The organism is Paenibacillus massiliensis 2301065 = DSM 16942 (genome assembly GCF_000377505.1).
Taxonomy (GTDB): Bacteria; Bacillota; Bacilli; order Paenibacillales; family Paenibacillaceae; genus Paenibacillus; species Paenibacillus massiliensis.
The window spans coordinates 81,458-106,479 of record NZ_KB898193.1 but is presented as its reverse complement, the minus strand read 5'-3'; the positions used below and the strand labels follow the sequence as shown (position 1 = coordinate 106,479).

The 25,022-nt window shown below is 49.8% G+C and carries 19 protein-coding genes; 10 read left to right on the top strand and 9 right to left on the bottom strand.

Translation table 11 applies throughout. The features are described 5' to 3' along the window. Positions 1 to 42: 42 nt before the first annotated feature. From D328_RS0118420 to D328_RS0118410, 3 genes are all read right to left on the bottom strand, one after another. Entirely contained in the window at positions 43 to 501 is a 459-nt protein-coding gene (locus D328_RS0118420; protein WP_018886513.1) for a GNAT family N-acetyltransferase, read from the bottom strand. 438 nt (positions 502 to 939) lie between these two features. Next, the gene (locus D328_RS0118415; RefSeq protein WP_154659186.1) at positions 940 to 1,269 is read right to left on the bottom strand and encodes a hypothetical protein; all 330 of its coding nucleotides are present in this window, start codon (positions 1,267 to 1,269) and stop codon (positions 940 to 942) included. Positions 1,270 to 1,317: 48 nt separating this feature from the next. Then, a complete protein-coding gene (locus D328_RS0118410) occupies positions 1,318 to 1,899 on the bottom strand; it encodes a DUF4256 domain-containing protein (RefSeq protein ID WP_018886511.1) in 582 nt (193 codons plus the stop codon). A 414-nt stretch (positions 1,900 to 2,313) separates the two neighbouring features. Between D328_RS0118410 and D328_RS0118405 the strand changes: the two genes are divergently transcribed. Beyond that, positions 2,314 to 3,237 carry a GNAT family N-acetyltransferase gene (locus tag D328_RS0118405; protein ID WP_026281254.1) on the top strand — a complete coding sequence of 308 codons (924 nt, stop codon included), beginning with the start codon at positions 2,314 to 2,316 and terminating at the stop codon, positions 3,235 to 3,237. Positions 3,238 to 3,326: 89 nt separating this feature from the next. On the opposite strand, the gene D328_RS0118400 is transcribed toward D328_RS0118405, so the two are convergent. Then, positions 3,327 to 4,373, bottom strand: coding sequence for an FAD:protein FMN transferase (locus tag D328_RS0118400; protein WP_033413244.1), 1,047 nt, complete (start codon positions 4,371 to 4,373; stop codon positions 3,327 to 3,329). A gap of 234 nt (positions 4,374 to 4,607) precedes the next feature. On the opposite strand from D328_RS0118400, the gene D328_RS0118395 reads away from it, so the two are divergent. The 8 genes from D328_RS0118395 to D328_RS0118360 all read left to right on the top strand — a co-directional run bounded on the left by D328_RS0118395 (position 4,608) and on the right by D328_RS0118360 (position 12,456). Continuing rightward, entirely contained in the window at positions 4,608 to 5,000 is a 393-nt protein-coding gene (locus D328_RS0118395; RefSeq protein WP_018886508.1) for a NusG domain II-containing protein, read from the top strand. Continuing rightward, positions 4,984 to 5,538, top strand: a complete 555-nt coding sequence (locus tag D328_RS0118390; RefSeq protein ID WP_018886507.1) for a Gx transporter family protein — start codon at positions 4,984 to 4,986, stop codon at positions 5,536 to 5,538. Before D328_RS0118395 ends, D328_RS0118390 begins: the two co-directional genes overlap by 17 nt. 32 nt (positions 5,539 to 5,570) lie before the next feature. Further along, a complete protein-coding gene (locus D328_RS0118385; protein WP_018886506.1) occupies positions 5,571 to 6,413 on the top strand; it encodes an energy-coupling factor transporter ATPase in 843 nt (280 codons plus the stop codon). Continuing rightward, positions 6,389 to 7,276 (top strand): ATP-binding cassette domain-containing protein, encoded by an 888-nt coding sequence (locus D328_RS0118380; protein WP_018886505.1) that lies wholly within the window; start codon positions 6,389 to 6,391, stop codon positions 7,274 to 7,276. Before D328_RS0118385 ends, D328_RS0118380 begins: the two co-directional genes overlap by 25 nt. Before the next feature lie 3 nt (positions 7,277 to 7,279). Next, positions 7,280 to 8,089 carry an energy-coupling factor transporter transmembrane component T family protein gene (locus D328_RS0118375; RefSeq protein WP_018886504.1) on the top strand — a complete coding sequence of 270 codons (810 nt, stop codon included), beginning with the start codon at positions 7,280 to 7,282 and terminating at the stop codon, positions 8,087 to 8,089. Positions 8,090 to 8,145: 56 nt separating this feature from the next. Then, positions 8,146 to 10,167, top strand: coding sequence for a peptidase U32 family protein (locus D328_RS0118370; protein WP_018886503.1), 2,022 nt, complete (start codon positions 8,146 to 8,148; stop codon positions 10,165 to 10,167). 86 nt (positions 10,168 to 10,253) lie between these two features. Then, positions 10,254 to 11,597 carry an aspartate aminotransferase family protein gene (locus D328_RS0118365; protein ID WP_018886502.1) on the top strand — a complete coding sequence of 448 codons (1,344 nt, stop codon included), beginning with the start codon at positions 10,254 to 10,256 and terminating at the stop codon, positions 11,595 to 11,597. Beyond that, positions 11,581 to 12,456: a UbiA-like polyprenyltransferase gene (locus D328_RS0118360; protein WP_018886501.1), complete on the top strand. Its 876-nt coding sequence runs from the start codon at positions 11,581 to 11,583 to the stop codon at positions 12,454 to 12,456. The genes D328_RS0118365 and D328_RS0118360 overlap by 17 nt, the downstream gene beginning before the upstream one ends. Positions 12,457 to 12,731: 275 nt before the next feature. On the opposite strand, the gene D328_RS0118355 is transcribed toward D328_RS0118360, so the two are convergent. The 5 genes from D328_RS0118355 to rlmD form a co-directional block, all read right to left on the bottom strand. After that, positions 12,732 to 13,715: a polyprenyl synthetase family protein gene (locus D328_RS0118355; RefSeq protein ID WP_018886500.1), complete on the bottom strand. Its 984-nt coding sequence runs from the start codon at positions 13,713 to 13,715 to the stop codon at positions 12,732 to 12,734. Positions 13,716 to 13,756: 41 nt separating this feature from the next. Continuing rightward, complete coding sequence (locus D328_RS0118350; protein ID WP_018886499.1) at positions 13,757 to 14,212, bottom strand: hypothetical protein; 456 nt, start codon at positions 14,210 to 14,212, stop codon at positions 13,757 to 13,759. 127 nt (positions 14,213 to 14,339) lie between these two features. After that, a complete protein-coding gene (locus D328_RS0118345; protein WP_018886498.1) occupies positions 14,340 to 16,214 on the bottom strand; it encodes an FAD-dependent oxidoreductase in 1,875 nt (624 codons plus the stop codon). 54 nt (positions 16,215 to 16,268) lie between these two features. Then, complete coding sequence (locus D328_RS0118340) at positions 16,269 to 17,180, bottom strand: hypothetical protein (protein WP_018886497.1); 912 nt, start codon at positions 17,178 to 17,180, stop codon at positions 16,269 to 16,271. A 744-nt stretch (positions 17,181 to 17,924) separates the two neighbouring features. Then, positions 17,925 to 19,328 carry a 23S rRNA (uracil(1939)-C(5))-methyltransferase RlmD gene (rlmD, locus tag D328_RS0118330; protein ID WP_018886495.1) on the bottom strand — a complete coding sequence of 468 codons (1,404 nt, stop codon included), beginning with the start codon at positions 19,326 to 19,328 and terminating at the stop codon, positions 17,925 to 17,927. A gap of 590 nt (positions 19,329 to 19,918) precedes the next feature. On the opposite strand from rlmD, the gene D328_RS0118325 reads away from it, so the two are divergent. Beyond that, a complete protein-coding gene (locus tag D328_RS0118325; RefSeq protein WP_018886493.1) occupies positions 19,919 to 25,012 on the top strand; it encodes an AAA family ATPase in 5,094 nt (1,697 codons plus the stop codon). Positions 25,013 to 25,022 lie beyond the last annotated feature (10 nt).

Sequence of the window (25,022 nt, the reverse complement as noted above, 5' to 3'; positions counted from 1 at the left end):
CTTGCAAAATAAAATAGTCTGTAGCCCAATTTGCTCAAACTGTTACAGTATAGCAGTAATATCTGAAACGAACCGTGATAAATGCAATATGGGATAAGCGCGGCCGGCACTATCTGTTGGTGACTCACTAATGATTCTGAAGCCATGCTTCAAATAGAAGCTTGTTGCACGCGGGTTGTCCTTATTGACATCAACGGATGTTACACCGCCATGAATCAGCCGCTGCATAATCTGAGTTCCATACCCCATGCCAAGCGCATCAGAATCCAGAAACAGCATCTCCAGATGTTGCTCATGGACAGAGGAGAAGCCAACCAAATGATCGTCTACGTACCACAGTTGAACATCCAATAGAGGTAGATAGGCAGGGATTTCTTCGCGAATCTCCTTCAGATCATCTGGCTGTAAAAAATCATGAGTGGCCGTAACGGATCTTTCCCATAGCTGCAGTATCAGCTCATAATCACTGGAAGTTGCTTTTTTACTGTATAGGCTACACATGTAGCATCGCTCCTTTTCTAATCGTGTGCTCACACTCCTCTCATGGCTTGATTCACGATTTTTACGGTATAGCTCCATTTCATATAAGGCTTCATTAGCTTACCCTCCTCAAGTCATTTCGTTATATATGCTTGTAATGAACGATCTTCATTTCTGATTTGTGAATCGAAATACGAGCTTCTCCTCATTCGCATAACTTCCATGCGCTTCAGAGTGGGTCCCTTTGGTGTATGCAGTTAAAGTCTTGCGCCAGAACGTCTGAGCTCGCTTATGACCTTTTTAGGATGTTCTTATTAACTGGTGCCATTGTCTACAGATTCTGGAGTGCTGATAGGGCTGCTCGTCTGCCTTGTGTTAGTCGTTCCCTGAGAAGAAGCTCTGGTGTGTCACGCCGAGAAATATTGTTCATACGTTGTTCCACCGTTTCTTCGAATGTTATCAAGTCTTGTACTCTTCAGAAATACGCTTGCAATATGCAGCCAATTCATCCACCGGCAGCATTTGTGTTATCGGGTAGCCCTCTGCATTTGCATGAGTCCATGTGAGGTGAACAATAGCGTATGTATCGAGATCCTCAATCCAGAATAGTACATCATCATTGTCTATACGACGCGCGAGAGCGATAGACTTTGTACCGAACAAACGATGTGATGGACTTAATTCTTTATTTAGCTCTTGTTGAAAGGCTGTAGCTGTGTTTTCAGTTAGGTGTTCCCACGGACAAGTTAAAAAGTGTAGCTCATGAAGCATCATTTTCACTCCTGCCATCCTTCATCCTGATTATGCCCTGTCGTAGTGGAATGGTTAATGTCGACGCTAGACTCTTAGCAAGCCACGGAAGCCTCTGGCCCCATAATAGGAATCTGCTCCATTGTGGTAGACAAAGATTGTATCGTAGCGGCGATCACAGAAGATCGCTCCGCCGAGCTTTCTAATGGGATCAGGTGTTTTCACCCAGCTGGACGTTTTAAGATCGAATGGTTTAAGCTTCTGCAGCTCGCGGTACTGCTCCTCCGTCAGGAGCTCTATCCCCATCTCGCTCACCATATCCATGACGCTATTTTCCGGCTTGTGCTGCTTTCGGGATTCCAATGCTTCACGGTCATAACAGACACTTCTACGCCCTTTAGGACTTTCCACGACACTATCGTAAAAAATGTACTCGCCTGTCTCATGATCATGCATCGCAACGTCCGGCTCCCCACCCGTTCTCTCCATCTCATGGAGTGACCACAGCTTCTGAGGATGAGCTTCGAGCTTTGTCTCCACGTTAGCCCATTCGATGTCGGAATGGAGGGACATGTTTTTCTCAAAACGAGCTTTCAATGTTCCGAGTAGTTCATCACGTTGCTCCGGCGACAATTCCTTCTTATTGTTGATTTCACTGTTCTTGGACATGTTGGTCTCTCCTTTGAATTGAGATGTAGGAAGGCTAGTCCATCAATAAGCTATGGATGGTTCATTCGTTAGCTACTCTTTACTATTTTCACCAACACACACGGATTTAAATGAAGGTGGGAATTTTTTGTCCAACTTTTTGTACCTGTTAAAAAATGTGTTCATGTCATTTCTTACGCTATATATTGTAACTGCTTTTGAACCGTATTACATACGTATTGAAGAAAATAATTATAGTTGTAAATTATGTTTGATACAACGCTCAAGGTATGTTAATGTCGATGGTAATAACAGTTAAGGGAGGCGTTTATTGTGAGTAGACAAATGCTATTAAAGGGCAAATTTATTAAGGGGAACTCGCATAGCTAGCCCTCTAAACTGCGAAATCCCCTTCTACTTGAGAGGGGTATTAATTTGAGTCAATCATCAACAGAAATGATTATACGTAATTTCCAGCATGCAGATATGCCGTTACTTGGCGAGCTGTACCGATCCGTAACAGCGAGAGAAAATGCAGTATTTTGGTGGGTAGGGAACGAAGATAATTGGAGTAACGTGTATTGCGCATTTGAACATGGAAAAATGGTCGCCAAGGGCCAAGTTAGTATTATGAATGTTGTACCTCCCGGTCGCTCAGGAGAGAACAACCACTCCATATATGTTAATCTTAAAACGATTCCCGAGAGAGAGAATGACATTGCTTTGCTCGACAGCATCTATCAACAACTCTTCACAAGAGCAAAGCAGTTACAGGAAACATTACCAGAAGAATATGGAACAATACTTTGTGTTGGTAACGATTCGACCGAGACAGCCAATAATCAGTTTTTTATCCAAAAAGGGTATCTTCAACTGAACAGTCTATTTTGTATGAAACGAGACTTGAATGAGTCTATTCCTGAGCTAAAACTCTCAGAGGAATTTCAATTTTCTTATTGGAAGATGGAATCATCGGGTGAGGAAAGAGATTACCTGGATATAGAAGCTGAGATCTGGCCTGACACTCCACTGGGACTTAATAGGTTGTCTGAATACAAGAATAACAAACTATGGACATCCATGGTCATACGTCAATCAGACGCTATTGTTGGCGGACTGATGGCATGGCAAGAAGCAGATCACGGTGTCATAGAGGATGTTTTTGTCCGTGAACCATGGAGAAAGCGCGGCTTTGCCAAGTATTTGCTTACACAAGCCCTGAGCTATCTCAAAGCCAATCAGCTAGAATATGCGAACCTTATGGTATTAACTACAAATAGATCTGCCTTATCTCTATACGAATCAGTTGGATTCTGTAAGGAATCAGAAGAGATTAGGTATTTTACAAAGCTGAATTAAGCTAAGAAAAAGAGAAAGAGGGGCGCTGCGCCCCTCTTTTCTAGTTTTATTTTCGTTCAACTATTCGTTATGCGCAGGCTGACACTTCCTTAATTAGCAAAGGTGTACTCGTCGTTCGTTTTGTTCAGCATTTCCTTAAAGCCAGGAGTTGCATACAGCTTCTTGTCCTTGGTAATGAACAGTGCCTCGGTGTTGTTCTCCTTGGCAAACTTGAGTCCGTCTTCGATACCCATAATGAGCAATGAGGTATCCATCGTATCGGCTGCTGTGGAGGAATCGGCAATAATGGTGACGCTGCTGATATTATTGTCCACCGGATAACCGGTGCGAGGATCGAGAATGTGCATATAGGTCTTTCCGTTCTCTACGAAAAAGCGCTCGTAAATCCCGGCAGTAACCATACTCTTGTCTGTCACCTTTAACGTTCCGATATCAATGCCGCGTTTCTGATCCGGGTGCTGAATACCGACGTTCCATTCACGGCCACCTGGCTTGTTGCCCATCGCAAAGACGTTACCGCCGAGGTCGATAATCGCGCTCTCGAAGCCTTGGGCTTGTAAATAATCATAGATCAGGTCAGCCGCAAAGCCTTTGCCATACGAGCCGAGGTCAATATCCATCCCTTTGTCTTGAAGATAAATCTCAAGGGAGTCTTCATTTAGCTCAATCTTATGGTAGTCGACCAGCTTCTGTGCTGCTTCAATGTCGGCTGCCGGGGGGACGTGGGCACCTTCGTGACCGATATTCCAGAGACTGACGAGCGGCCCGATGGAAGGATCAAGCAGGCCACCTGTTTGCTGGGCATAGTCGACAGCAATTTTCACTAGGTCAAAAGTTTCCTGTGATACCTGAACCGGGGCAATGCCTGCATTTGCATTTACTGCGTAAATTTCACTATTCTCATTCGAACGATTGATTTTAGAGTCGATATCTTTCATCAGAGCTTCCAGCTCTTGAAAGTTTTTTGTAGTTGCCCGCTTATCGTAAATCTTGATCGTGACGACGGTATCAAAAATGAAGAAGGTCTCGCTAACAGGAGTGACAGTTTGTCCGCTGGAATTCGTATTGCCTGTGCAACCGCTTAGAAGGGCTGTAAGCAAGGACATCGTGAGCAGCAGGACGGTGAATTTATTCATGTACTTCAATGTGCATCCTCTTTTCTCGATCATGTGGACCTTGAGTTTAGCAGAAAAGAATCCATATGAAATGTGTCAATTCTCACAGGGTTTTTAATATTTATTAACTCTTTCTAAGTGATGATTTTGTGAAAAGTTAAATGAAAGATACATTTGTCACACGATGGTTCAGAAGCTAGCAGGTATAATAAATTCATCTATAATTTATGTAATTAAAAAAATAAGGAGTATGCTATGAAGCGCGGAGACATCCTACTGATCGTTCTTGTCGTTGTTATAGCAGGTGCATTTCTAGTACCTAGATGGCTCGACGGCAGTGATAGTGAAATTAATCACAATGAGAAACGTATCGCAAAAATTACGATTGACGGCAAACTGTTCCGCACAGTAGAGCTGACAGAGGAAGAACAGGAGATTGAGATAAAGACCGACCATGGATATAACCTGCTCAAGGTTCATGATTACGGAATTGAAATGATTGATGCGGATTGTCCTGACCAGATATGCCTTACCTTCGGCTTCATCACGCGCAACGGCGGGACGATCGTCTGTCTGCCTTATAAATTGATCGTAGAAGTTCAAGGTGTGCCAGACGAAGGAGGTGATGTTGATGCCATCGTTACATGAGCAAGCTCATCTCTCTTTAAAAAGGACGGTGATCATCGCTATATTCTCGGCGGTCGCCGTAGTTCTTAGCTTAATCGAGAGCCTGATTCCGGTGAATGTGAGCATTCCCGGTGCCAAGCTCGGGCTGGCCAACATTATGATCTTGACCTGTCTATATTTTCTAAGAGGCAGGGACGCATTTATGGTTGTTATTCTTAAGACCGTGCTTAGCTCATTCATTTTAGGAACGTTCTCCACCTTTCTGTTCAGTATTAGCGGAGCCTTGCTGAGCTTCCTGGCTATGTGGGGGCTACTCAGCCTGGGGCGTGAGCATTTCAGTATGATCAGCGTCAGTATTGTCGGCGGGATCTCTCATAATATCGGACAGCTCGGGGCTGCGTCGCTCTATCTGAAGACAACCAAAGTCATGTCGTATTTACCACTGCTGCTGATCGCCGGCATATTGACCGGCATTGCGGTAGGGATCGCGGTGCGCTACTTGATCCCATCTTTGTCGAAGCTCTCTCTGTTTGAAGGGTTTTTGACGAAGCCAGCTTGAAGAGGTTGATAGGAGAGCAAGGAGGGAGAAGAATGACAGAGCGGCAACCCGCTTATAACGTACAGCATGTATCATTCGCGTATTCACCAGAGAAGCCGGTGCTGAGCGATCTGTCATTCAGCATCCTCCCGGGAAGCTGGGTCTCACTGGTGGGCCCGAACGGCTGCGGCAAGTCGACGCTGGCCAAGCTGCTCGGCGGTCTGCTAACGATGAATGAGGGGACGATTGAGGTGGATGGAATCCTGCTGTCCAGCGGAACCATTGGAAAGCTGCGTCCCCGGATCGGAATGGTATTTCAGAACCCGGATAATCAGTTCATCGGCTCAACTGTGGAGGAGGACATTGCCTTTGGGCTAGAGAACCGTCATCTTCCACGCAAGGAAATGAAGGAGCGGGTCCGCAGCTATGCAGAGAAGCTGGAGATTGACCATTTGCTGACCAAGCATCCGTCCGAGCTGTCCGGTGGACAGAAGCAGCGGGTCGCAGTAGCTTCAATATTGGCGCTTGAACCGGAGATCGTCATTTTTGACGAGGCATCCTCCATGCTGGATGAGAAGGCGCGAGGAGAATTGTTGGATATATTGCGAGAGATGAAGGCAGGAGGCCGATACACCATGATCTCGATTACGCATGATGCGGAGGAGATTATGGCTTCAGACCGTGTCATCGTACTGAGCAACGGTGGGATTGCAGCAGATTTGACACCATGGGAGCTGTTTCATGACAGCGAACTATTGCAGACCTGCCGTCTCATTGCCCCTTACTCCATCCGGCTGGAGGCAGAACTTTACAAGCTGGGAATTACGATGCCGAACGGGAAGCAGCAGAGCAGGGAGATGGCGGATCAGATATGGCAATTGTTTTCGAAGAAGTAAGCTATGCATATGATGCCCGCAGCATGTGGAGCCATTCCGCCCTGCACGATGTAAGTCTCCAGCTTGAGAATGGAGCCTTTGCGGGGATTGCTGGTGCATCTGGTTCGGGTAAATCGACATTGCTCCAGCATTTTAACGGGATATTGAAGCCCACTGGGGGCAAGGTGCGTGTACTGGACTTCATGCTGAAGGCAGGAAGCAAGCAGCCTCCACTGCAGGAGCTGAGGCGCAGGGTAGGACTAGTATTTCAATTCCCCGAGCAGCAGCTGTTCGAGGATACGGTAGAAAAGGATCTCATGTTCGGCCCGCTCAATTTCGGTATGGACCGCGAAGCTGCACGAAAGGGTGCGATTCGCGCCTTGGAGCTGGTCGGACTTGATGCCTCCTTCCTGCCCCGGAATCCGTTCCACTTAAGTGGTGGACAAATGCGGAAGATAGCGATTGCCTCTGTGCTGGCGATGGACCCAGATGTCATCGTGCTGGATGAGCCGACGGCAACGCTTGATCCCGAGAGCCGGTCCGAGCTAGCTGGTCTGCTCGGGAAGATGCAGGCGGAAGAAGGCAAGACGATTATCGTCGTTACCCATCGAATTGAGGAAATGCTTCCCTACGCCGATACCTGGATTGTGATGCATCAGGGAACGAAGGTATTTCAAGGTGGCCCGGCGGAGCTTGTGCGTGAAGCGGGCAGGCTCGAGCGAGAGTGCAATCTTGCTGTGCCTGCTTGCATCAAGGTATGGAACCGTCTTGCCAAGCAGTTGGGATTGGAGCACGAAGAGCCTTGCTTGACAGCGGAAAAGGCAGCTGTAAGAATTCATGACTTGCTGGAGCAGCGTGACATCAAGAGAAAAGGAGTCGGTTAGATTATGCAAAACAAGCTCCTGTTCGGACGGAGCATCAATACCGGCTCCTGGATTCACCTGATCGACCCGCGGGCGAAATTGACCGGGATGGTGCTGTATTTGGTGGCACTGATGCTGGTGAATTCATGGATTCCACTCTTGCTTGCGACGGTATTTTCTCTAATTTATATGAAAATGACTCTAATTCCACTCAAATATTACGCCAAAGCCGCCAAGCCTTTGTGGGTGTTGATGGTTTTTATTTTTGTCGTGCAGAGTCTGACCACCCAGGAGGGAAGGCCCTTGCTTGAGGTAGGCCATATTACGCTCTTTGCTGGTGGGCTGACGCGCGGAATGATCTCTGCATGCAGAATGGCCTTACTGGTATCCTTTACGGCAATGCTGACATTTACAACGACACCTGGGGTCCTGAATCAAGGTCTTGGCGGGGTGCTCTCTCCGTTGAAAAAAATCGGCATCTCCGCAGAGCGGCTAACGCTGATGATGGGCATTGCGCTGCGATTCATCCCGACCATTCTGGATGAGACCCACAAAATACTCAAGGCCCAGGCGGCACGTGGTGCAGACCTGAAGGAGCTCGCTTGGAAGGAAAAGGGTAAGCTGTTGGTCTCACTGCTCGTACCCGTGACCGTCAGTGCCTTTCGCCGTGCGGAAGAGCTTGTGTTCTCCATGGAGGCCCGGGGCTTCATCATCGGAGAACCGCGTTCGGAGTACCACAAGCTGGTCTGGTGCACACGGGCTACAGGGTTCGTGCTATCATTCGTGGGCTTGATTGGAGTTGTGCTTGGACTTCAATGGATGTTAGGGGTTTAAGCTATACAGATAAATAACACATATTATTCGAGGCAACTAGAAGGAGGGGAAACGCTGTGGCGCGCTTTTTTAATGGAAAAGAAGTCGAATTGCTTGCACCGGCGGGAACGTTTGAGATTTTCGAGGAGGTTATCGCAGCGGGCTGTGATGCGGTGTATTTTGGGGGTCCGAGTCTGAATATGCGCATGATGCGCAAAGGGTACAATTTTACGTTTGAGCAAATTATCGAGGCGGTACAAATCGCACATTCCCTCGGCAAGAAGGTCTATGTTACGGTTAATAATTTGCTAAATGAAGGGGAATTGGAGGAAGCAGCAGATTACTTGCGCTTTTTGGAGCATGCAGGTCCAGATGCGATCATCGTTCAGGATTTTGCTATTCTGGAGCTGATTCGTGAATTGGGCCTGTCGATACCGGTTCATTCCTCGGTCATGATGAATGTTCATAATATTGAGATGGTGGAGGCCTTGAAGGAGCTAGGGGTCACCCGGGTAGTTACTTCCCGAGAGATGGATCTGGCATCTACGCGTTATCTACAGGCACAGACGGGCATGGAGCTGGAATACTTTATTCACGGCGATATGTGCTCCGTTCACGGTGCGAATTGCTACTTTAGCTCGATGGTATTCGGAATGAGCAGTAACCGGGGCAAATGTCTGAAGCCATGTCGTTGGGATTATCGAGTTAAAAAGGACGGCTTCATCTATCCTTCCGAATATCCGCTGGCCGTTAAAGATATGTATATGTATGAGCACATTCCAGAGCTGATCCATGGTGGAATTACATCCTTCAAGATCGAGGGCCGAATGCGGGACACGGCGTTCGTGCTTATGCTGGTCAACGCCTATGGAGATGCTATTGACCGCTATATTGCGGATCCGGTCGGATTTGAACGTGCCAAGGATCGTGATGTGCTGTATGACAATCGGAAACGCGACTTCTCGACGGCATATGCTTTTGGACGTCCTGGGTTGTCCAACATCAATGAGCGTTATGAAGGAACAGGCAAGTTCTATAGTACAGGCAAAGTATTCAGCACACCGACCGAGGAACGGGAGCTTGGAGAGAAAAGGCTGAACGAGCTTCGCAGCATGTGGTCTGCATATACAGGGACACAGAAAGTGACTGCTGAGCGCCCAGAGATTTCCGTTCATGTGAATAATGTCACACAGGCTGAGGCGGCGCTTGCAGCGGGTGCGGACCATATCTACCTATCAGGAGATGTATACGAACCCGACCATGCGTTTACGAAGGAAGAGATTAGACAGCTTGCAGCCATAAAGGGCGAGGCGAAGCTATATGTCTGCCTGCCGCGGATGATGACAGAGCTACAGTTCGACATCTATGACGGATTGCTCTCGGGTGAACGGTTGCCGATTGATGGCGTCATGGTGACCAACCTTGGGGCTGTTCGTAAATTTTCCAGTAAAGGCTATCCATTAATCGGAGACTTCAACTTGAACGTATATAACAAGCTATCTGCTGGCTTCTATAGCAAGATGGGGGTGACGCGTCTCACTGCTTCTATGGAGCTACCTGCGATTGATTTCCGGGCGCTGCTGGCGGAGACGCCGGTACCGCTTGAGGCGATTGTTCACGGATCACCAGCATTAATGTATATGGAGCATGATCTGTATGAGAATACGGAGGTGCTTGAGCCGATGGGCGAAGAGGATAATACCTATGTCGCCAATTCGGTTCTGGTGCTCAAAACGGATAAGGGAGAGAGTCCCGTGTACCGTGATGTGCATGGACGCAATCACTTGACCCTGGCCAAGGAGCTCTGTCTTCTGCCGCTCGTTCCCGAGTTAAAGAAAGCAGGTCTGGCCGTATTCCGGATCGAAGGTACGACTTATCGCCCGGAGCAGCTGGCAGCGATTGTCACAGCGTACAAGACCGCTTTGAATGAGCCGGAGCGTGCGGAAGAGCTACTCGCATCCCTGAACCCAATCTATGCCGGGTATACGCTGGGCGCACTTCAGTTTGACGGCGGGGCTGCTGTCGCGAATACGACCTTAAGCACCGTGCAAAATGAAGCTGCAGTGACCAAAGAAAGCGAGCCGGCAGTACAGCGGTAAGCCAATGCATGGGCCGGGCGCTATAACAGTGTCCGGCCGTTAGTATAAGTGAAATAGCGATTGAACAGAAGAGAGGCGAATGAAGCATGCAGCAATATATTGGACCGGAAGGCATTTTGGAGAAGCGGAGTAAGTATTTTTACCCTACTACGAGTCACTTCTATCGGAATCCACCTCAGTTTGTACGAGGAGATATGCAATACCTGTACGGACATGACGGGAAAAGATACATCGACTTTTTTGCTGGCGTATCGGTGGTGGCCAGCGGCCATTGCAATCCGGAAATTGTGGAAAGAACGATGGAGCAGCTTAGAACACTGCAGCATACCTGCACCATCTATTTGACGCAGCCCAATGTCGATCTAGCGGAGCGACTTGCGGAGGTGCTGCCAGGAGACCTGTGCCGTACGTTCTTTGTCAACAGCGGCTCCGAGGCCAATGAGGGAGCCCTGCTGCTTGCCCGGCTGCATACAGGTCGCAAAGGATTCATCGCGCTAGAGCAGGGGCTGCATGGACGGACCTATTTGACGATGAGCGTCACAGGGCTACAGATGTGGCGCTCAGATCCGCAGCTTCCTAGGCTGGATGCTGCGGAAGACGTAACATTCATTCCGCGTCCCTATGAGCAAGGGATGAGTGCAGATGCTGCGGCACGCCGCTCGCTCGAGGCGCTGAAGGCGGTGCTGGAGGAGAAAGGCAGCGATATTGCCGCTATGATCGTAGAGCCAATTCAGGGCAATGCTGGCATTATTGTACCGCCGGATTGGTACTTCCCTGAAGTGAAGGCTGTGCTTGAGCAGTATGGCGTACTGCTCATCGCCGACGAGATTCAGACCGGCTTCGGCCGCACAGGCCGCATGTTCGCCATGGATCGCTGGGGCGTGACGCCCGATATTATCTCCATGGCGAAGGCGCTCGGTAGCGGTGTTCCGGTAGCGGCGTTTGCTTCGAATGATGTCATTGCCGCCAGCTTCACGCGGCCTTCGGCCTCCACGTTCGGCGGCAATCCCGTCTCATCGGCCACCGCGCTGGCGGTGCTGGATTACATCGAAGCGAACCGCCTGCCGGAACGTGCCGAGCGCTTGGGCGGCCTGTTGCGCGCCGGTCTGGAAGAGCTGGCAGCACGCTATCCGCGCGTGCTGTCCGAGGTGCGCGGCGCCGGTCTGATGCTTGGCGCTGAGCTGAGTGCGGGCGACACGGAGCTTGGCGCCCACCTTGTCGATGACGTCCTTGAGACGCTGAAGGATCGCGGCTTCATTATCGGCAAGAACGGTGTCGGCCGCAATGTGCTGGCCTTCCAGCCGCCGCTCGTCATTACGGAGAAGGACATCACAGAGATGCTTGCAGCGCTTGACCAAGCGCTTGAGGAAGCGGTGCACACAGCATCATCCGTGGCACAGGAGGGAGTTCATCATGGAGATCACGCGTAAAATTGTTCACCGCATCAAGCTGTACGGTGAATTGGTTATGTTCTCCCACACACTGTTCTCCCTACCCTTCGCGGTCATCTCCATGATCTGGGCGGCTGACGGGCTACCGTCAGGGCGGATCATGTTATGGGGGCTGATCGCCCTGGTCGCTGCCCGTAATGGGGCAAATGCCTTCAACCGTGTCGTTGACCGGGTCTTCGATGCCCAGAACCCCCGCACGGCGCATCGTCATCTACCGAGGATGCTGTTAGGGGAGAGAGAAGTGCTCTTGTTTGTCGTGGTGAACTACGCCATCTTTATTGTCGCAGCGGGAATGCTGAATCCGCTCTGCCTGATTTTGTCACCAGTAGCGATCTTCTTGATCTCATCCTATTCGTATACGAAACGGTTTACTTACATGAGCCATCTGTATCTTGGCTTCACCATCGCTTCAGCACCGATCGGCGCCTGGTTCGCCGTCACAGGTGAATTCGCCTTTCTGCCATTTATCCTGGGAACCGTCGTGATGCTGTGGATCGCCGGGTTTGACATCATTTATGGCTCCCAGGACATTGAGTTCGACCGGGAGCACAAGCTATGGTCCGTCCCTAGCATATTCGGCTTAAAGAACGGTCTGCGCATTGCTGCGGGACTTCATTCGATTATGGTGCTGCTGCTGATCTCGCTGATTCCGATCCAGCAGCTTGGCTGGCTGTACATTTTGGGCCTGGTCATTTCGATTCTGCTGCTGATGGCAGAGCATCGGATCATCAAGCCTTCTAACCGTAAGGTCATGAAGGTGGCTTCGTACAATCTGAATCAGGTAATCAGTATGACGATCCTGTTGTTCACGATGGCTGATTTCTTTCTGTTGAGTTAGCCATATGTATTAGCCGTAGCATGGCTGATGTTTTCCCATGAGGGTAGCTACCCTCATGTCAATCTCAAGAGCACTGCCAGCAATTGTGGGCGGTGCTCTTGTCTGCATTTGCAGAACAATCCGAAGCTTATTTGAGGATATTTGACGTAAATGTTCAGATTAGCGCAGTACCAGCGGGCTATCTCAGCTGAAATGGGGCGATCCATAAAAAAAGGCTGTCCCAAAGGTCATCGTAGATGACTGAGGGGCACCCTCTCTTGCATACATGTATGCCATTAATGTTCCCGTCCGCTAAGATAGTTCAGCAGGACGGTCAAATCCCGATGGGCAGGATAGGACTCCAGCTGCCGAATAATGTGCTGAGCGTCGTCGAGATATTGTTCACTGATCAGCTCGCTCTGCCGGAGCGCATCCGACTGCTGAATGAGGGTCACAACCGCATCAACCTGAGCTTTAGGAGTATCCGGTCCGATAGAACGAATCCTTGAAGCCAGCTCCTCCTGCTCCAGTGCGAACAGCACAGGAAGGGTTACCTGGCCCTTGCGGAGATCGCTGCCAGCCGGTTTGCCAAGCTTCTCGGCGGATTGAGTAAAGTCCAGAATATCGTCGCGAATCTGAAAGGCCATTCCTAGCTTCTCACCGAAGGAATAAAGCAGCTCTGAGATATCATTCTTCGCGCCTCCAGATAATGCGCCGATCTTCAGGCACGACGCCATCAATTGCGCTGTCTTGTTCCGGGACTTCTCCAAATAATCCTCAATATGAACCTCGTAATTATACAAATGGGATAGTTGCTGATATTCACCCAGGCATAGCTGAGTGGTAACGAGGGAAGACAAATCGTAGGCAAAGCGCTCCCGTTCTGCAGAATATTCGGTGATTAGCTCAACGACGCGTGCGGACATATAGTTGCCGACATGCAGGGCATCATGGATGCCAAGTTTGACGTGCAGTGCAGGCTCGCCACGTCGGACCGATGAATCATCAATAATGTCATCGTGAATCAGGGATGCCGCATGAATGAGCTCAGCCGCCGCCGCCAGCCTCATGGTGTCCTTCTCTTCAGCGGATGGGCCGAAGCGTGACCCTACGATAACCAGCAACGGGCGAATTCTTTTGCCGCCAGAACGGATCAGTTGAAGAACATGCTGGGCAAGCATGGAAGAGCGGGGTATATCCTTATCGAATTTGACCATACTCTCGATGGCACGATCAACGGAGCGAAGCGAGATCCCTAGTTCTGCATCCAGTCTTGTCATATGATTCTCTCCCGATTGATGTTGATAAGGGCCTGTCGGCCTCAGATGGCACAACTCTTGCGAACATGTCCTTCCTCCATCTCCAGAAACAGCTCCCAGCAGCGAAGCAAGGCATCGTCATAGGAAGCGCCTTCGATTCTCCGAATCTGTATTTGCTTAATGACGGGGGCAAGACGGACGAGAAGATCATGCTCATTCCATTGCAGACAAAGCTGCACATAGAAGCTATATAGGTAGTCGCCGTCGAGCACACTGCGGGTCAACTTCTCTCCGTTCAGAGCGTTGTCGCATTCCGAATGACGCAGGAGGGCGAGCTTGATTGCGATGTAAATAGATAATAAACGGGTCGTGCGTAGCGCTGGAAGTCCATATTCAAGCAGCAGACTCGCCATCTCTTCCGCTTCTTCACAAGGCATATTCAGTCGAATTCCCGTATCCGGTGAAATTTCTCTCTGCAACATATGAAATGTGTCTTGGATCAGCTCGTATTTGTTCATGATGGCACACTCCTCCAGACGTATTGCTGCACAACTCAAGCTAGAAAAAGTAAAAATTAGAGTAATGCACGCATGCGCGCATTACTCTAATTGAGGCTATTTGTTGAGCTTACTCAAGTTCAATCCATTACTCTGTGTACAGATACCATCGTCGAACGAGAGGAATCCTCTTCCATTGCTTCTTGAGCCAAGGAAGTACATAGTAATCAAGTCCGAATGCACTGCCAGACCCACCGATCAGAGCAACACCTGCTGTCATGTACCACAGCATTTCAGCCGAGGCCATGCTGGAGGACCAGATCATAACGCCGAGAGCAACAGTAATAGCGGAAGCTACAGCTGTGAACAGACCGACGATGAGCATGAGCCCGACTGCAATTTCCATGAACACCATAAAGAATTGGAACACGCTAGCAAGAGCGGTATAACCACCATCTGGTGTATAGAAGAAGAGGTTCATGAACCAGTTCACACTACTACTCACAAAATCAGGAACTGGTAACGCAGTTACGGCAGTCGATGCGCTTTCTACAGCCGAGGCTGCGGACGAAGCGTCGACAGCATCCTTGACAGTACCGGCCGCATCACTTGCTGCGGTCACAACATCCGCATGCGGTGGTGGTGGAATCAGGAATATATTTGATGGGTCCTTCAAAATCTTCGGTAGCTTGTCTAGACCCTCTTCCAGCCACTTCCAGCCAACAAAGATACGAAGCGGCACCAACCAGAAGTTCGGGGAACGCTTAGCGAAGTGTCCACCGACAAAGCTTCTGCGATGGTTCACATGGAAGAACTCATGCATCATATAAGTCCATACTTTATTAAAGCCAGCTACAGTGAAGAGGTAGTACATGTTGATCATGTGCTTGGATAACATCGCCATAAAGCCGGTGAGCATGAACATTTTGTTCGGAAGACCGACATTCGCTACGCCGTAGCGGCTGCCGATACTTACCATAGTACCGTGGAAGCCTGGTTTGTAAGGCTTCTTCGGCTTGTTATGCACATCCGCATAGATGTTATGGGCGATCAACGGGCCTGCTTGCTCCGCATTTTCAACCATCTGAGGAACCGGACGAGACTCACCTTCAGGAATGAAGAAGATGTTGTCGCCGACGATGTATACATTGTCATGATCAACACTTTGCAGCTTGTCGTTAGTCACAATGCGCTTGCGACCTTCTTGTTTAACATCCAGCTTGCCGACGAGCTCGGAGCCCTCAACACCTGCGGTCCATACTACCGTATCGGCTTCAAGCTGTTTATCACCGAGCACTACGCCAGACGGGGTAACGCCAGTGATTTTTGCGCTGGTTACAATTTCTACGCCGATCTTGTTCAGGTACTTGGTTGATTTTTCAATCAGCTTGTCAGGCAGAATCGGCAGAATTTTCGGTGCCATATCAGCAACGACAAGACGAACCTCGCTAGGATCGATATAGAATTCCTTGCAAAGCTCATCGCGGAACTCCGCCATTTCACCCACAAGCTCAACACCGGTAAAGCCAGCACCTACGATCACGAAAGAGAGCATTTTATGGCGTTTTACCGGATCGTTTTCTTTAGCAGCCTTGCCGAATTTATCACGGATTCGGTCTTTGATTATAACAGCATCTTCATAGGACCAGAGAGTCAGTGAGTGCTCCTCCGCACCTGGAATTCCAAAGAAGGTTGGCTTACAGCCAGTACCGATAACGAGGTAATCATACTTGTAGGTTGTTTTTGCAGAACGAAGCTCTTTAGCTGCAAAGTCGATATTATCGATAGAATCCAGAACGACGTCAACCTTTTGACCGGCAAAAATCTTCTTGAGCTCAATCTTTACCGAGTCTTCAGGAGCGCGGTTAGCCGCGACCTCGTGCAGCTCCGTCAGGAGTGTGTGATAAGGATTGCGGTCGATCAATTGGATCGACACGTCCTTATCCTTCTTGAACAATTTGGCGAGGTGCTTACCAGTAACAACACCGCCGTAGCCTCCGCCGAGGACAACAATTTTCTTCAAAAGATTCACCTGCTTAACTAGGGTGGTGGGACTTACCTAACTTCTAATTACGAATTATTTCGCACCTTCAAGTGCTTTGGTTACAAGGTCATAGTAGCTTTTCAGGGAAACAGATACGCCGGAGATCGCATCGGTCTTGCCTTCTTCGTTAAATGTAAGGGAGGCAGGATCTTGTTTCTCGACGAGATAGGACTCAGCCAGAGCAGCCTGTTCGTGCCATTCGGAAGATGCGCCGCCGGCTTTCATGCCGTATTTTCCATCGATGGAGTTTTGTTTCTTGTCTTCACCAGCTTCGTTCACACCACTGAAGTTAACATGGATGATCTTGCCCGCAGCGACAACAACGTCAGCCGTTTCTTTCCAGCCGGACTTCTCGGCGAATTTGTCAGCTTCGGCATGGTAGGTTCCGTCTTTATAAATACCTGCTTCTACCGGACCAGCTGCCAGTGCCTTGTCAGCAAGATCGAATAATTCATTGACATGCACTGATACGCCAGAGATCGCGTCAGTCTTACCCTCTTCATTCAAAGTGACGGCTTTAGGGTCTTGCTTTTCAATGAGGTAGGCTTCAGCTAGTGCAGCTTGCTCATGCCATTCGGCAGAAGCGCCGCCAGCTTTCATGCCATACTTGCCGGATTCAGAGTATGTCTTTTTGTCAGGGCCTACATTAGCGTTAATGCCGCTCCAGTTGGCTTCGGTAATTTTACCGCTTGCAACAGTCAAGGTAACATAATATTGCCAGCCGGTTTTAGCATCAACTTCACCAATAGCATAGTACACGCCGTCTTGGTATTGGCCTTGCTCAGCGGCAGTGTCTCCGCTGTTCGTACCGCTCGCAGCTCCTGTGTTTTCAGTCGTTGCGCCATTGTTTGCAGGGGCTGTATTCTCGGTGCTGCTGTTCGAATTACAGCCAGCAAGAACACCGATCAACAGGGCAGTGCAGAGTAGAATAGATGCTTTCTTCATCTAAATGACCTCCAGTAAAATAAAATATATATATATTAAAATGCAACACATTTTAATAACAAAATTGGTAAAAAACGTTGTGTAGTAAGCTTTTAGCAGGTTATTCCAGAGTCCGAAACCATTGTTCGTTGGAATTTTAGCATATAAAGATAGGGGATAATGTGAAATTTATCACGTGTATGTGTTCAGGAAATCAATGAATGTGACTGATATTTAAATAGGTTGCAAAAATTATGCTGAGGACGGAGCCATTGATTTTCGGCTACTGAACTCATTGGTACGTGGAAGGGGTGTCACTACGATTTAGACAGTAGATGATTAGTTTCTCTAAGGTTAAGTGGGGGACAGATGAATGTTAACGTCGGTAGTAGTGGAAGTGGCGTAGACGGTGGGGGGATGGAGGGTTTGATAGCTTTCATCGGCATTATTTGTGGGATATCCGTTAGCTTGTCCTTGCCTGTAAGTATCTTAGTCGGTTTCGTTGGAAGAAGTGAAATTGTTAACGGCTGTATGAACTGTGGTTTCAAGTGGAGGCCCGCTAAGAGAAAGTAAAACATTGATGGGGCAGTTCAAATTTTGATATCCCCTGCGTATGCTACTGTTGTGTCATGTAGGTATTACAATACTTTTACGTCGAAAAGGGTAACGGCTAATCAATAGTCGTCCTTAATTGTATTTATGATCAAAAAAAGAAGCGGGGAAATTCCCGCTTCTTTGCTGCAGTGCGCCAATACATCTCAACTATTAGCCCTTCCTGACGAACAGTGAGCAGCACTCCACATGACTCGTCTGCGGGAACATGTCGACGGGCTGTATCCATTGTAGCTCATAGCCGCCGTCCAGCAAGACTTTGGCATCCTTGGCCAGTGTCGACGGGTTGCAGGATACATAGACGAATCGTTGTGGCTTGGTACGAAGTATGGTCTCCAGAAAACGACGGTCCAATCCTGTGCGCGGAGGATCTGCGATGATGACATCAGGCGTGAAGCCGCTCTTCACCCAGCGAGGCAGCAGTGCCTCGGCTTCCCCCGTGTAGAATGTCGCATTGTCCCGCCCGTTCAGACGGGCATTGCGTGCCGCATCCTCGACAGCCTCCGGAATAACCTCGATACCTCGCACCTCACTGGCGTAAGGAGCTAGCCATAGGCCAATCGTACCTGTTCCGCAGTAGGCATCTACAACCGTTTCTTTGCCGGTCAGCGCAGCTGCAATACGTACACTCTCATACAGCTTGACGGTCTGCTGTGGATTGAGCTGGAAGAAGGCACGCGGAGACAGACGGAATTCCAGATCCCCTAGTGACTCCTCCATTGCTTCTGTTCCCCACAGTGTATGGGTCCGGTCACCGAAGACGAGGTGAGTCTTGCCAGAGTTAATATTCAGGGACAAGCCAGACATCTGCGGCAGTTCTTGCCGTAGCCTGCGAATGAGCTGCTCCTGCTGTGGTAGCTTGCTTCCTGCGGAGACGAGTGTCACCTGAAGCTGATCGGACTGGAACCCATGCCGTACAACAATCGTACGGATGCCCTCGCGGTTGCCCTGATCCTTGTACAGCGGAATACGCAGCTCGTCCAGCACCTGCTTGGTCGCTGCTACCGCTTGATTGACCTTGGGATGCTGAATCGGGCAGCCACTAATATCTACGATCGTATGACTGTTCATTTCATATAGTCCGGCGATGACCTCTCCCTGGCGACGGGTGACCTGTAGCTGCGCCTTATTGCGATAATCCCACGGATGCTCCATGCCTAGCATTGGCTTCATGGGTACGGAATCAAGTCCTGCATACCGATTGAACGCTTCACGGACAATATCGGTCTTGGCCTCCAACTGTCCCTCATAGGACATATGCTGGATCTGGCAGCCTCCACACTCTCCGAAGACAGGGCAAGGAGCATCAATGCGATGCGCAGAGCGCTTCTCAATCTCTGTAAGGGTAGCCTGGATAAAGCCTTGCTGCACAGTATCTACCTTGGCCTTGACGACCTCATTCGGCAGCGCGCCCGTGATGAATACAGCTTTGCGTCGATAATAGCCAACGCCTTCGCCGTTGATTCCCAATCGCTTGATGGTGACAACAATCTGATCATTCGGGCGCAACTCCTCTGCATCGGCAGCACTAGGACGCTGACGCTGAAAGGCTTGCATGTTGGTTCTCGATTTGGGAGCGTCAGCTTTCATATGAGAGCTAGTTTTTTGGGGGCCCGATGAATGGCCTACTTTTGGTTTACTTTTACTTGTAACGTGTTTGCCTGTATCTTGCTGGCCTTTACCTGATTGGTTTTTACCTGATTGGTTTGTACTGGATTGATTGGCGCTAGCATAGCTCTTGCCTGATTTTTTTCCTGTATATGGTTGAGAATTGGTTTGCTTGGTAGGTTGAGCCTTGGTTTGAGTCCCCTTGCGAGGGCGTGTGTGTTCACTCATAACGGTAAAATCTCCATCCTCTGTAGTATCGTGTCCACTATATCATGTGGGAGGATGGAAAGCTATGTGGCGGCTGGCAAAAACCTGTCATGGAAGAGGTCCTATTTTCAGTCGGTTATGTGGGGGTGGGGCACTTTTTTACTGAATACTATACCATATCCATAAGATGCACATGATTACTCAGGAATTAACTGCTATGATGCATAATAGATGGAGGAATGTGAACAGAACGGGCTTATGGTAACACATGGGTTAGCTGATTGAAGTAGGCTTAGAGAGTATAAAGCCAATAGGGCAAGAAGGGGTGAGGGATGCTAGAGCTATCAGGATATAACATATTGCAAAAAATAGCGAAGAATGATCGGTTCGAGTGGCATCATGTACAACGGAAAGCAGATGGGAACGAGTATATTGCCAAGACAAGCGTTGGGGGATTCTGGGATACCCGTAGCGTTGCAAGCTTTCACTATGAACAGGATTTGTTAAGGCATCTGGCGTTGCGTGGCCTGAGCGGGTCTTGCTTGCTGGAGCATGTGGACGGCAAGCCGGTGCTCTTGTTCCAGCAGTTGGCTGGGGAGAGTATGTCAGCGTTGCTGGAGCCGCAGAGATGGGAGAAGCTGAGCATGGGGTATCTGCTTCAGGCTGCGGTGGCTCTAACCGAACGTCTGGAGCAATTGCATCATGAGCAGGTTGTGATGCTGGCCTTGCCCCCTTCCAGTCTCTTATATGATGATGTGGGACAGCAGATGCATTTCATGGATTATAGTCTTGGCGCTTCTGTGCTGGGGCACGGCTCTGTGCAAAGCGGCGAGCTCTGGACAACAGAGCTGCTGGCTTATGTGTCTCCAGAGGTTGTAGGGCAGCCTGTGCGTACAGATGATATGAAGGCAGATATATACTCCTTGGGAATCGTTCTGTATGAATGGTTCACAGGACATAGACCTTTTACGGCTAAGAATGCAGGAGATTTAATGTATAGTCACCGAGCATTGCTGCCAGAGCTGCCTCATCAGGTCAATTCCAAGCTCCCGGAAATGTTGTCCCGAATGATCTTCAAATGTCTGGGCAAGGACGGGAATACGTCCTATCAAGCGGTCTCGGAGGTTCGGAATGATCTGGTGCGCTGTCTGGAGGAATGGGAACATAATGGAGAGATTCCAACATTCGAGCTATCTGCTGCGGAGCAGACCAAGAACGTATCGGGACAATTGCATGGACTGCACGGGCGCTGGAGGGAACGCGAATGGTTGCTCAGAGAGATTGCCCTTACAGCTACTGTAGGAGAGCGGGCGCGCATACTGGCTATCACCGGTGAGAGCGGGATCGGCAAGACTCTCTTCATGACGGAGACACTCAAGCAGTCCTGGTCTGGTAATAGTCGATATTACAGCATAAAAGCCTTCGAGGAACAGCACATGGAGTCTCCCTATCAGGCCTGGCTCAGTGTGCTGGACCGCTTGCTGATGCATGTACTGAACCAGTCTGCTCTGCAAGTGGAGGTCTGGAGGGTCAGGCTATTAGAGGTGCTGGGCGAATATGGAGGTCTATTGACAGAGCGTGTCTGTTCGTTGAAGGAATTGATCGGTGAGCAGCCGCCATTGCCGCCGGTCTCTCCTGATGGTGCGCTGAGTCGCTTTACGTATGTGCTGAACCGTGTGCTGCAATTGTTCATGACACACGAGGACCCACTTGTCATTGGGCTGGATGATATCCAGTGGGCGGATGCTGCTTCACTGCAATATTTGCTTCAATTGCTTCAGGACCCGGGAACCCGCAATCTTTGTGTGATTGTAAGCTATCGCTCTGAGAGTGAGACGAGCCATACACAATTACCGCATAGCTGGGAGCAGGGACTGGCTGAACTCGGATTGCCCGTACATAGTCTTCAACTCCAGGCACTGCCGCTTGGAGAGCTTGAACAGTTACTACAGGATACATTTGGGGAACGAATTGAACAACAAGAGCTATTGCTGGAGCTGCTCTGGAATCATACAAAGGGGCAACCACTTATTCTGGAGCAGGTACTCCAGGATGCGCTTCATCAAGGCTTGCTTTATTTTCAGAACGTTCAAGGCAGCTGGCAGTGGAATCAGGAGATATTTCAGACACTTCTGAAGGGGACCGAGCATTATTTTGCCACCAGGTTGGCCCAAAAGTCGCAGCACGCGCTCGGGCTGCTGGGAGCAGTGGCTGTAGCAGGGAGTAGGTGTGATGTTGCTGCGTTAAGTGCGCTGACAGGGTGCTCGGAGGAAGAGGCGATAGACCTGCTGGAATCCGCTGTACAGGAGCATTTGTTGGTCTATGTACCGGAGGAGGGCAAGAGGAGCTACCGCTTTTACCATGATCGAATACGTCAGGCTGCTTACAGCTATTTGAAGGAAGAGACTCGTCAGGAGCTTCATCGACGCATGGGGGAATTACTGCTGGTGCGCCTGAGGGGCGGGGAAGAGGTTAGTCCGTTCGAAATAGCCTATCATTGGAATTTGATCTGCCCTACGCTTCCGCTGCCAGAGGAGGAGCGTCTTCTACTGATCCGCTTGAATATGGCTGCAGGTGCGGAGGCCAAGCGAGCTTATGCATACGAGGAGGCGCTTGTATGGTGGCAGACCGCGACAAAATACAGCTATCCAGGTGACTGGGAGCTGCATTATACGATAATGTTCCAGCTCTACATGGAGCAGGCAGAGGCTGCCATGCTCTGTGCCCTGGAGTCACGGGCGTATGAGGTTTTTGCGGTACTGACGGACCATGCGGCAACAGATATGGATTCAGTAAAGGTCCTTACTGGCCGCATTCGGCTGGAGGCCAGCTATAATCGGAATGAACAGGCTGTCGCGCTGTGCAGACAGGCGCTGGCCTTGCTGGGCGAAGCGTATCGTTTGCGGACAGGGAAAGGGCAGCTGTTGAGACAATGGATTCGCATCAAGCAGCAGCTGTGGCGCCAGGACATCGCTAGTCTTGCAGAGCTTCCACCACTTGAGGATGAGGTGCAGAAGCTTGCCATTACGGTATTGGCTGGAAGCACGGATGCTTTGTTTGTGGCAGATCCTGCAGCCTGGGTAGCTGCGACACTGCTGATCATGAACATCACATTGAAGCATGGGCAAGCACCAGAGTCGGCTATCGGATATGTTGGCTACGCGATGATGCTCTACTACCAGCGGGATGATAGGAACACTTATAAATGGGGAAAGCTGGCGCTGGCCCTCTCCCGTCCTTATCCTGAGCTGCATATACGGGTACAGACGGCGTTCACTTTTTGCTATGACAGTTGGCGCCAATTCGAACCAGAGCTGGCACATCAATTCGCGGAATTTTCGGCGAACATCTCCATGGAGACAGGCGATTTGCGCCAGGGCAATCATAATGTAATTGTCAATGCGGTCATTCTGCTGATGGAAGGACGTCCCCTGTCACAGATTTATGACCAACTGCAGCAGCGAGAGCATGAGTTCGATCGGTTGAATAATACATGGCAGAAATGGACAGCGACAGGTCTTGTTGCCATTGTGTCCAGGCTGATCGGGGAGCGTTCAAGTGACGAGCGTTATCCAGTAGGGGAGTTTCACAGACGCAGACTTGCAGGAGAGGGCTATGGAGACGATGACCAACTGATTAGAGAGTTGGCGCTTTACTTCACTTATCTAACCGGATTTTTGTTTGGAGAATACGATGAGGCGCTGGCAGCACTGGAGCAATCTATATTTTCCAGCAAGCTCAGAAAATCAGGCTCTAGTGATAATGTCGTTCAGTATTTTTATGAGGGATTGGTGCTTGTCCGTATTTATGAAATGAGCTCTGGCGACAAGCAACAAAAATACAGAGGCATGATTCGCAAGCTCATAGGCAGGATGCGACGGATCGCCAAAAGAGCTCCTGCGTTGTATACGCAGAAATGGCTCCTTTTGCGAGCTGAGGCTGCACGCTTGGATGGAAAGTTCAGCGTGGCAGAGACCCTGTATGAGCAAGCACTGGAGCAAGCAGCGAATAGTGGATACATGCATGAGCTGGCTATGATCGCCGAATGCTACGGTCGTTATGGAATCCAGCGGGGGAAGGTGTATCTCGCACGTCACTATTTAACGGAAGCCTGCAACGCCTACGAGCAGTGGGGGGCCATAGCCAAGGTACGGGATATGGAGCATAAGTATAGCTCGCTATTGCAGCGCAAGCACCCTTCCGGTCTGGAGGAGGCAGATATGATGTCCCTGATCGAGGCAGGCTACGCCTTGTCTGGGGAGATTGAGATGATACCTCTGATCTCCGGGTTGCTGCGCATGATGCTGTATAACGCGGGAGCTGAATATGGAGCGGTGATTCTGTGTGACGAGCAGAAGAACAGCTATACAATTGAAGCTCATGGAACCCGAGATCAGGTGCGGATCGAGACAAGATTACTGGAGACCGAGGATGAGGTGGCGCCCGCTGCACTGATTAGTTATGCCATAAATACAAAGTCGGCACTAGTGCTGGATCATGCCTGTCATGAAGGACAGTTCACCCGTCAGGATTATGTAAAGCGAAAAAAATTGAAATCGGTATTATGCCTGCCAATCATGACACAGCAACGGTTGATTGCAGTGCTCTATCTGGAGAGCTCGCTGATTGCAGGTCTGTTCACGGCACGCAGGCAGGAGGTGCTCAGGCTGCTGGGCATGCAGTGGGCTGTGACGTTGTCTAACGCGAGACTGTATGCCGAAGTACAGCATATGCATGGCAATCTGGAGCAGCAGGTAGAGGAACGGACAAGGGAGCTGGAAAGGTCAATGAAGGAGGCATCTGCGGCATTGGCGGAGATCTCGATCTTCGAAGAGCGACATCGTATCGCGCAGGATATTCATGATGTCGTGGGACACACCTTGACTTCTGTGGTATTGCAGATGGAGGCCAGCAAGCGGCTGTTGAAAAAGGATCGGGAAGAGGGCCTTGAGCGGCTGCAGCAGGCGCAAAATCTGGCACGCAGCAGTCTGGAGGATATTCGGCAATCTGTTCATCTTTTGCGTGAGGATCGCTATGCAGACTTGCCAGGCATCTTGCATGAATTAATGGAAAGCACGGAGCAGAATACGAGCGTCAGAATTCACGCGCAGTTATCTCCGATCAGCTCCTACGTCTCGATGTCTGCCAAGAAAGTGATCTATCATGCACTTCAGGAAGGGCTGACGAATGGCATTCGGCATGGACACAGCACGGAATTTCATTTTCTACTGGAGGAGAAAGAGCAGCGTCTGCTGTTCAGTCTGCTGGATAATGGAAGGGGTCTGCGCGGCCGGCCACCGGGATTTGGTCTACGCGGTATGAGAGAGCGAGTAGAGCAGCTTGGCGGTACAATGACGATTGAGGATGCACGGGCTGGAGGCTGCCGACTGCAGCTGATGATCCCTCTGTCCTTCAACAAGTACTAGAGAACCATGG

What these genes read in the sequence shown, in the direction of transcription:
- D328_RS0118420 (WP_018886513.1), bottom strand. Translation starts at nt 501, where the DNA reads ATGTGTAGCCTATACAGTAAAAAAGCAACTTCCAGTGATTATGAGCTG.
- D328_RS0118365 (WP_018886502.1), top strand. Translation starts at nt 10,254, where the DNA reads ATGCAGCAATATATTGGACCGGAAGGCATTTTGGAGAAGCGGAGTAAG.
- D328_RS0118360 (WP_018886501.1), top strand. Translation starts at nt 11,581, where the DNA reads ATGGAGATCACGCGTAAAATTGTTCACCGCATCAAGCTGTACGGTGAA.
- D328_RS0118340 (WP_018886497.1), bottom strand. Translation starts at nt 17,180, where the DNA reads ATGAAGAAAGCATCTATTCTACTCTGCACTGCCCTGTTGATCGGTGTT.
- D328_RS0118390 (WP_018886507.1), top strand. Translation starts at nt 4,984, where the DNA reads ATGCCATCGTTACATGAGCAAGCTCATCTCTCTTTAAAAAGGACGGTG.
- D328_RS0118415 (WP_154659186.1), bottom strand. Translation starts at nt 1,269, where the DNA reads ATGGCAGGAGTGAAAATGATGCTTCATGAGCTACACTTTTTAACTTGT.
- D328_RS0118325 (WP_018886493.1), top strand. Translation starts at nt 19,919, where the DNA reads ATGCTAGAGCTATCAGGATATAACATATTGCAAAAAATAGCGAAGAAT.
- D328_RS0118400 (WP_033413244.1), bottom strand. Translation starts at nt 4,373, where the DNA reads ATGAATAAATTCACCGTCCTGCTGCTCACGATGTCCTTGCTTACAGCC.
- D328_RS0118375 (WP_018886504.1), top strand. Translation starts at nt 7,280, where the DNA reads ATGCAAAACAAGCTCCTGTTCGGACGGAGCATCAATACCGGCTCCTGG.
- D328_RS0118410 (WP_018886511.1), bottom strand. Translation starts at nt 1,899, where the DNA reads ATGTCCAAGAACAGTGAAATCAACAATAAGAAGGAATTGTCGCCGGAG.
- D328_RS0118385 (WP_018886506.1), top strand. Translation starts at nt 5,571, where the DNA reads ATGACAGAGCGGCAACCCGCTTATAACGTACAGCATGTATCATTCGCG.
- rlmD (WP_018886495.1), bottom strand. Translation starts at nt 19,328, where the DNA reads ATGCAAGCCTTTCAGCGTCAGCGTCCTAGTGCTGCCGATGCAGAGGAG.
- D328_RS0118395 (WP_018886508.1), top strand. Translation starts at nt 4,608, where the DNA reads ATGAAGCGCGGAGACATCCTACTGATCGTTCTTGTCGTTGTTATAGCA.
- D328_RS0118350 (WP_018886499.1), bottom strand. Translation starts at nt 14,212, where the DNA reads ATGAACAAATACGAGCTGATCCAAGACACATTTCATATGTTGCAGAGA.
- D328_RS0118380 (WP_018886505.1), top strand. Translation starts at nt 6,389, where the DNA reads ATGGCAATTGTTTTCGAAGAAGTAAGCTATGCATATGATGCCCGCAGC.
- D328_RS0118355 (WP_018886500.1), bottom strand. Translation starts at nt 13,715, where the DNA reads ATGACAAGACTGGATGCAGAACTAGGGATCTCGCTTCGCTCCGTTGAT.